At 41.3% G+C, this 6,629-nt stretch carries 6 protein-coding genes, 1 pseudogene and 1 other annotated feature; all 7 genes and pseudogenes read left to right on the top strand.

All coding sequences use genetic code 11. The annotated features are described in order from the left end of the window. Positions 1–252 precede the first annotated feature (252 nt). Positions 253–573: pseudogene (locus ACMZ6Z_RS08765) on the top strand (transposase family protein); the annotation flags it as partial. A 246-nt stretch (positions 574–819) separates the two neighbouring features. Further along, positions 820–1,710, top strand: coding sequence for an RNase adapter RapZ (rapZ, locus tag ACMZ6Z_RS08760; RefSeq protein WP_416132166.1), 891 nt, complete (start codon positions 820–822; stop codon positions 1,708–1,710). Then, on the top strand, positions 1,707–2,684 hold the full coding sequence (locus ACMZ6Z_RS08755; protein WP_416132165.1) for a gluconeogenesis factor YvcK family protein: 978 nt from the start codon (positions 1,707–1,709) through the stop codon (positions 2,682–2,684). The genes rapZ and ACMZ6Z_RS08755 overlap by 4 nt, the downstream gene beginning before the upstream one ends. Further along, positions 2,681–3,592 carry a DNA-binding protein WhiA gene (gene whiA, locus ACMZ6Z_RS08750; protein WP_416132164.1) on the top strand — a complete coding sequence of 304 codons (912 nt, stop codon included), beginning with the start codon at positions 2,681–2,683 and terminating at the stop codon, positions 3,590–3,592. The genes ACMZ6Z_RS08755 and whiA overlap by 4 nt, the downstream gene beginning before the upstream one ends. Before the next feature lie 144 nt (positions 3,593–3,736). Further along, positions 3,737–5,263 carry a metal ABC transporter solute-binding protein, Zn/Mn family gene (locus tag ACMZ6Z_RS08745; protein WP_416132163.1) on the top strand — a complete coding sequence of 509 codons (1,527 nt, stop codon included), beginning with the start codon at positions 3,737–3,739 and terminating at the stop codon, positions 5,261–5,263. Positions 5,264–5,443: 180 nt separating this feature from the next. Next, positions 5,444–5,581: a sequence feature (ribosomal protein L10 leader region), on the top strand. Positions 5,582–5,611: 30 nt separating this feature from the next. After that, positions 5,612–6,115: a 50S ribosomal protein L10 gene (gene rplJ / locus ACMZ6Z_RS08740; RefSeq protein WP_416132162.1), complete on the top strand. Its 504-nt coding sequence runs from the start codon at positions 5,612–5,614 to the stop codon at positions 6,113–6,115. A gap of 74 nt (positions 6,116–6,189) precedes the next feature. Continuing rightward, positions 6,190–6,558, top strand: a complete 369-nt coding sequence (gene rplL, locus ACMZ6Z_RS08735; protein WP_018379545.1) for a 50S ribosomal protein L7/L12 — start codon at positions 6,190–6,192, stop codon at positions 6,556–6,558. Positions 6,559–6,629: the final 71 nt, after the last annotated feature.

The raw sequence follows: 6,629 nt of genomic DNA, 5'->3' as shown, positions 1-6,629 counted from the left end.
ACTCTAGCTTTCCATATTGAGAACAAGGCCCATTCCTAATGAAACAGGAATGGGTTTTGTTTGGTCTGGAATAAAACAAACCCAAAAATTCTCAAACTTTTGAAGAAGCCAAAGCGACTGCCATCATCAGAAGTTTACTAGAAACAGCCAGGTGACAGGTATTGCATTCAGAGAAATACATGATTTATCTTCTAGACCATCTACTAAATGAGAAAACCCTCATAAATAAGGACGTGCTAGAAGCTTATTTACCATGGGCGGAAACGATTCAGGAATAGCCGTCGTATCTTGTCGAAAGCAGGATCCATTTTAGCAGATAGTGGGTATCAGGGTCTGATGAAAATGTATCCACAGGCTCAAATCCCACGTAAATCCAGTAAGTATCATTCGTTAACACATGCGGATAAGGCTTACAATCTTGAACTGTCATCACGTCGTATCACCATTGAGCATGTCTTCGCCAAGATTAAGACCTTCAAAATAGTTTCAAAAACCTACCGCAATCGAAAGAAACGCTTTCATTTGAGGGTGAATTTAATTGCCGGAATCATTAACTTTGAATTAAAAAACTAGTTAAGCAGGAAGTCTAGTTTAATAAAAACTGACGTTAACATTACTGAGTTTGATTCTCAATAACAAGTCATTATGACCTTTCGTTTCAAAATAATTTGAAATATAGTAATGTCCTTTCTCTTTCTACGAACAGTATAAAAGATGATTGACTGATATGGATACCTGGATATTAGATGCTTACTATATTTTATTTTTCAACGTAAACCTCTTTAAAATTTGTTATAATAAAAACAAAGGAGGAAAGCTATGACAGAAGATCCAATTACCCTCGTCATTGTGACTGGTATGAGTGGTGCAGGCAAAACAGTCGCCATCCAATCTTTTGAAGATTTGGGTTACTTTACCATGGATAATATGCCGCCAGCCCTTTTGCCCAAATGCTTAGAGCTGGTAGAGCAATCAGAAGAAACTAGCCGAGTTGCTGTAGTTATTGATATGCGTAGCCGTCTCTTTTTTAAGGAAATCACAACGATTTTAGATCAGATAGAGGCCAAGGATACCACTAACCTTAAGATTCTTTTCTTGGATGCCACAGATGGTGAATTGGTATCGCGTTATAAAGAGACGCGCCGCAGCCATCCTCTAGCAGCTGATGGCCGTGTGCTGGATGGAATTACACTTGAGCGTGAGCTATTAGCCCCTTTAAAAAACCTTAGCCAGAATGTGGTTGACACGACAGTCCTAACTCCTCGTAATCTCAGAAAAGCGATTGCAGAGCAGTTTGCTAAGGCTGATGAGACATCTTGTTTTCGTATCGAAGTCATGAGTTTTGGCTTCAAATATGGCTTACCCCTAGATGCTGACTTGGTTTTTGATGTGCGTTTTTTGCCAAATCCTTATTATCAAGTAGCGCTTAGGGAGCAGACAGGGCTTGATCAGCCTGTCTACGACTATGTTATGTCCCAAAAGGAGTCTCAAGACTTTTATAAGGGTCTCCTCGCTCTCCTTGAACCTATCCTTCCTGCCTATCAGCGAGAAGGCAAGTCTGTTTTGACGATTGCCATCGGCTGCACAGGAGGGCAACATCGTAGCGTAGCCTTTGCCCACCGCCTAGCAACTGACCTTGCCCCCAATTGGGCTACCAATACGAGTCATCGCGATAAGGATAGACGAAAAGAAACGGTGAATCGCTCATGAGAAAACCCAAAATAACAGTCATTGGTGGCGGAACGGGTATCCCAGTGATTTTAAAATCGCTTCGTCACCAGCAGGTTGACATCACCGCTGTTGTGACAGTGGCTGATGATGGTGGCTCATCTGGCAAACTGCGCTCAGCCATGCAGTTGACACCACCAGGTGATTTGCGTAATGTCTTGGTGGCAATGAGTGACATGCCAAAATTTTATGAAGAGCTTTTTCAGTATCGTTTCAATGATAAGGCAGGCGCTCTGGCTGGACATCCCCTGGGAAATCTTATCATTGCAGGGGTTTCCGAGATGGAAGGATCGACCTATAATGCCATGCAGGCCTTGACTCAGTTTTTCCACACGACGGGTAAGATTTACCCATCAAGTGTTAGCCCCTTGACCTTACATGCTGTCTTTAAGGATGGTCATGAGGTAGTGGGGGAGAGTCAGATTGCCAAGTATGATGGCATGATTGACCATGTCTATGTGACCAATACTTACAATGATGCCATCCCAACAGCAAGTCCCAAGGTTGTGGCAGCTATTATGGAGAGCGATATGATTGTTTTAGGTCCTGGTTCGCTCTTTACCTCTATCCTCCCTAACTTGGTGATCCCAGAAATCCGTCAAGCCCTAGTCACAACCAAGGCAGAGGTAGCCTATGTCTGTAACATCATGACGCAGGCTGGTGAGACAGAGCATTTTACAGATGCTGACCATCTGGCTGTTCTTAACCGTCATTTGGGGATTGATGTGATTGACACGGTCTTAGTGAACATCGAGCCAGTCCCAAAAGCTTATATGGCAAAAAATCAGTTTGACGAGTGTCTGGTTCAAGTAGAGCATGATTTTAAAGGCCTTAGAGCCAATGCTAAGCGTGTGATTTCATCTAATTTTCTACGTTTGGCAAATGGCGGTGCCTTTCACCAAGGGGAAGTCGTGGTCGAGGAGTTGATGGCTTTAGTGAGGACGACCTACCTATGAGTTTTACAACAAAAGTCAAAGAAGAAGTGCTAGCAAAATCGCCAAAGACCAGGGAAGAACTCTCAGCCCTGATCAAAATGTCTGGTAGCTTAGGGCTAACCAATCAAGGCTTGACGCTGTCAATCACCACCGAAAATGCCAAGATTGCTCGCCATCTTTACTCACTTCTGGAGAGGCACTATGCCATTCACCCGCAAATCAAACACCATCAAAAAACCAATCTCCGTAAAAATCGAGTTTACACAGTTTTTGTGATGGACAATGTTACGGCTATTTTAGCTGATTTACAACTGGCAGACTCTTTTTTTGGATTTGAAACAGGCATCAATCCCATGATTTTGACAGATGATGATATGGGACGTGCTTACCTTAGAGGGGCTTTTTTGGCAGGAGGGACGATTCGTGATCCCGAGTCTGGACGTTATCAGATGGAGATCTACTCTGTCTACCAAGACCATGCTGAGGATCTTCTGCATCTGATGCAAAAATTTCTCTTAGAAGCCAAGCTGATTGACCATAAAAATGGTGTTGTCACTTATTTGCAAAAGGCCGAAGACATTATGGATTTCTTACTATTGATTGGCGGAGAAACTGCTAAAGAAACCTATGAGGAAGTCAAGGTTTACCGAGAGACGCGTAATGACCTCAATCGGGCTAATAATGCTGAAGCAGCTAACATCGCCAAAACAATCAGTGCCAGTATGAGAACCATCAATAACATCATTAAAATTATGGATAAGGTTGGCTTAGATGCCTTGCCACTTGAATTGCAACAAATAGCTCGCATCCGTATTGCTAATCCTGATTTTTCCATCCAAGACATTTCAGACCATCTGGACTTTCCTTTGACCAAGAGCGGGGTTAACCACCGTTTGCGAAAAATCAATCAATTTGCGGATGATTTATAGCCATGAAGAAGCGGTTGTCTAGAAAGTAAACACATATTGAAATAAGTGTTGCTTTCAAAAGGTATTTGATTGACATTTGTCGTCAGTCTGATATACTTAACCGGTGATGTAAAAATATAAAACAATTACCAATAAGGAGATAACATGACTAAAAAATCACTACTGTCATTAGGATTTGTTAGCCTATTTTCATTAGGATTAGCGGCTTATAGCCAGCCTGTTCAAGCAGGTGACAAAGATATTGAGGTTGTTGCTAGCTTTTACCCTATGTATGAATTTACCAAGCAGGTCGTTGGTGATCAAGGAAAAGTGAGCCTATTGATCAAGGCAGGCACAGAAGTTCATGATTTCAAGCCCTCTACAAAGGACATTACTAGAATTCAAAAAGCAGATGCCTTTGTTTACGATGATGAGAACATGGAGACTTGGGTGCCAAAGGTCAAAAAATCACTTGATAACAAGGGGAAAAACTTTATCAAGGCAACAGGTGACATGTTATTGATTGGTGGCGGACACAGTCATGAAGAGCATGAAGAGCATGACCATGATGATGAGGAACACACCCATGAATTTGACCCGCATGTGTGGCTATCACCAGAACGTTCACAAATACTGGTGACTAACATTGCTAATGAGTTAGCCAAAAAATTCCCAGAAAAAGCAGATGCTTTCAAAAAGAATGCTGAAAACTACAACAAAAAGTTATCTGATCTTGATGACAAATATGAAAAAGCTTTAAAAGATGCCAAGCAAAAAAGTTTTGTTACCCAGCATGCCGCTTTTGGCTATCTTGCCCTTGACTATGGGTTAAAACAAATCCCAATCACAGGTGTCTCAGCAGATTCAGAGCCTTCTTCAAAACGTCTGGCAAAATTGTCAGAATACGTTAAAAAATATGATATCAACTATATCTATTTTGAAGAAAATGCTTCTTCTAAGGTCTCCAAAACACTGGCTGATGAAGCAGGTGTCAAGACAGCTGTTTTAAATCCTTTAGAGAGTCTCACGTCTAAGCAGATGAAAAAAGGTGACAACTATATTAGCATTATGGAGAAAAACCTCAAAGCGCTGCAAAAAACAACGGACAAAGAAGGTCCAGAGATAGAGCCAGAAGAGGGTGTCGAAAAAACGATCTACAAAGGCTATTTTGAAGATAGCCAAATTAAGGACCGTCCCCTATCAGATTGGTCAGGTAAGTGGCAATCGGTTTACCCATTCCTTGAAGATGGCACTTTAGACGGTGTCTTTGATTACAAGGCTAAGAAAAATGGTGACATGTCAGCAGATGAGTATAAAGACTACTACACCACTGGTTACAAGACAGACGTTGAAGAGATTAAGATTGACGGCAAAAAGAAGACCATGACCTTTGTGCAAAATGGCAAACCTCATCAATACAAATACAAATACGTCGGCTATAAAGTCTTGACCTACAAAAAAGGCAACCGCGGTGTTCGCTTCTTGTTTGAGACAGATGATAAAGACGCTGGACAATTCAAGTACGTTCAATTCTCTGACCATGCGATCTACCCAGGTAAGGCGGAGCATTTCCACATTTACTTTGGTGGCGAAAGTCAGGAAGCCTTGATTGAAGAACTTGAAAACTGGCCGACCTACTACCCATCTAATCTAAAAGGACGTGAAGTCGCACAAGAAATGATGGCTCACTAAGCATAATATGGTATCAAAACCAAGATAGAAAAACGAACGCCTTAAGATTAACGGGTTCGTTTTTTTAATAAAGTGTTTTGGTAGTGCTTCTTAGTAGGTTTTGCTAAAATCAAGCTTTTAGAGACTAATTTTTAATTTTTTGACTTGCTAAGCTTGGTGAAATATGTTATGATAATAAAGGTTTTGAAATAAAACTGACCTAAGACAGCAGGGGAGTTCAACTCATAAGATTCCTGCCGAGGCACAAAACGTCACTAGTAATAGCGTAACGTATTGTACTTTCGTGTCTAGGTTTAGGGACGATTTTTTTGTGCCTAGCCCAAAAATAAAAACGGAGGTAAAACTACTATGAGTGAAGCAATTATTGCTAAAAAAGCTGAACAAGTCTCACTTGTTGCTGAGAAAATGAAAGCTGCAGCGTCTATCGTGGTTGTTGATTCACGTGGACTGACAGTTGAGCAAGATACTGTCCTTCGTCGTAATCTTCGTGAAAATGACGTTGAGTTCAAAGTGATTAAAAACTCAATCTTGTCACGTGCAGCTGAAGAAGCTGGTCTTTCAGACCTTAAAGAACTTTTCGTTGGCCCATCTGCAGTAGCATTTTCTAACGAAGATGTGATTGCACCAGCAAAAGTTATCAGCGAATTTGCTAAAAGTGCAGAAGCTCTTGAGGTTAAAGGTGGTGTTGTTGACGGTAAGTTCACATCTGTGGAAGAAGTCAAGGCTCTGGCATCACTTCCAAACAAAGAGGGTATGCTTTCAATGCTCCTTTCTGTTCTTCAAGCGCCAGTTCGCAACGTTGCATACGCTGTCAAAGCTGTTGCCGAAAAAGACGAAGACGGTGCTGCCTAAGCATCCCTTCGCAACGCGTAGCCTAAGGTTACAAACATACTATATTATACAATCTATATTTGGAGGAAATTACAATGGCATTGAACATTGAAAACATTATTGCTGAAATCAAAGAAGCGACTATTCTTGAACTTAACGATCTTGTCAAAGCGATCGAAGAAGAATTTGGTGTAACTGCTGCTGCTCCTGTAGCTGCTGCAGCTGCTGGTGGTGCTGACGCAGGTGCTGCTAAAGATTCATTCGACGTTGAGTTGACATCTGCTGGCGACAAAAAAGTTGGCGTTATCAAAGTGGTTCGTGAAATCACTGGCGAAGGTCTTAAAGAAGCTAAAGCTATCGTTGATGGCGCACCATCAGTTATCAAAGAAGGTGCTTCAGAAGCAGAAGCTAACGAAATCAAAGAAAAACTTGAAGCAGCAGGTGCTTCAGTTACTCTTAAATAATAGAGTTACTGCTCAAGTAGCTTGAACATTTAAAAAATCGCTATTCTTACAAATAGCGGTTTTTTATTTTT

This window comes from Streptococcus pluranimalium (assembly GCF_047785705.1).
Classification (GTDB): domain Bacteria; phylum Bacillota; class Bacilli; order Lactobacillales; family Streptococcaceae; genus Streptococcus; species Streptococcus pluranimalium_A.
Note: the sequence above shows the minus strand (reverse complement) of the source record. Positions and strands in the feature narration are given on the sequence as shown.

Bases quoted from the DNA above. Each gene is read 5' to 3' on its own strand.
- rapZ (WP_416132166.1), top strand. From the start codon at position 820: ATGACAGAAGATCCAATTACCCTCGTCATTGTGACTGGTATGAGTGGT.
- ACMZ6Z_RS08755 (WP_416132165.1), top strand. From the start codon at position 1,707: ATGAGAAAACCCAAAATAACAGTCATTGGTGGCGGAACGGGTATCCCA.
- whiA (WP_416132164.1), top strand. From the start codon at position 2,681: ATGAGTTTTACAACAAAAGTCAAAGAAGAAGTGCTAGCAAAATCGCCA.
- ACMZ6Z_RS08745 (WP_416132163.1), top strand. From the start codon at position 3,737: ATGACTAAAAAATCACTACTGTCATTAGGATTTGTTAGCCTATTTTCA.
- rplJ (WP_416132162.1), top strand. From the start codon at position 5,612: ATGAGTGAAGCAATTATTGCTAAAAAAGCTGAACAAGTCTCACTTGTT.
- rplL (WP_018379545.1), top strand. From the start codon at position 6,190: ATGGCATTGAACATTGAAAACATTATTGCTGAAATCAAAGAAGCGACT.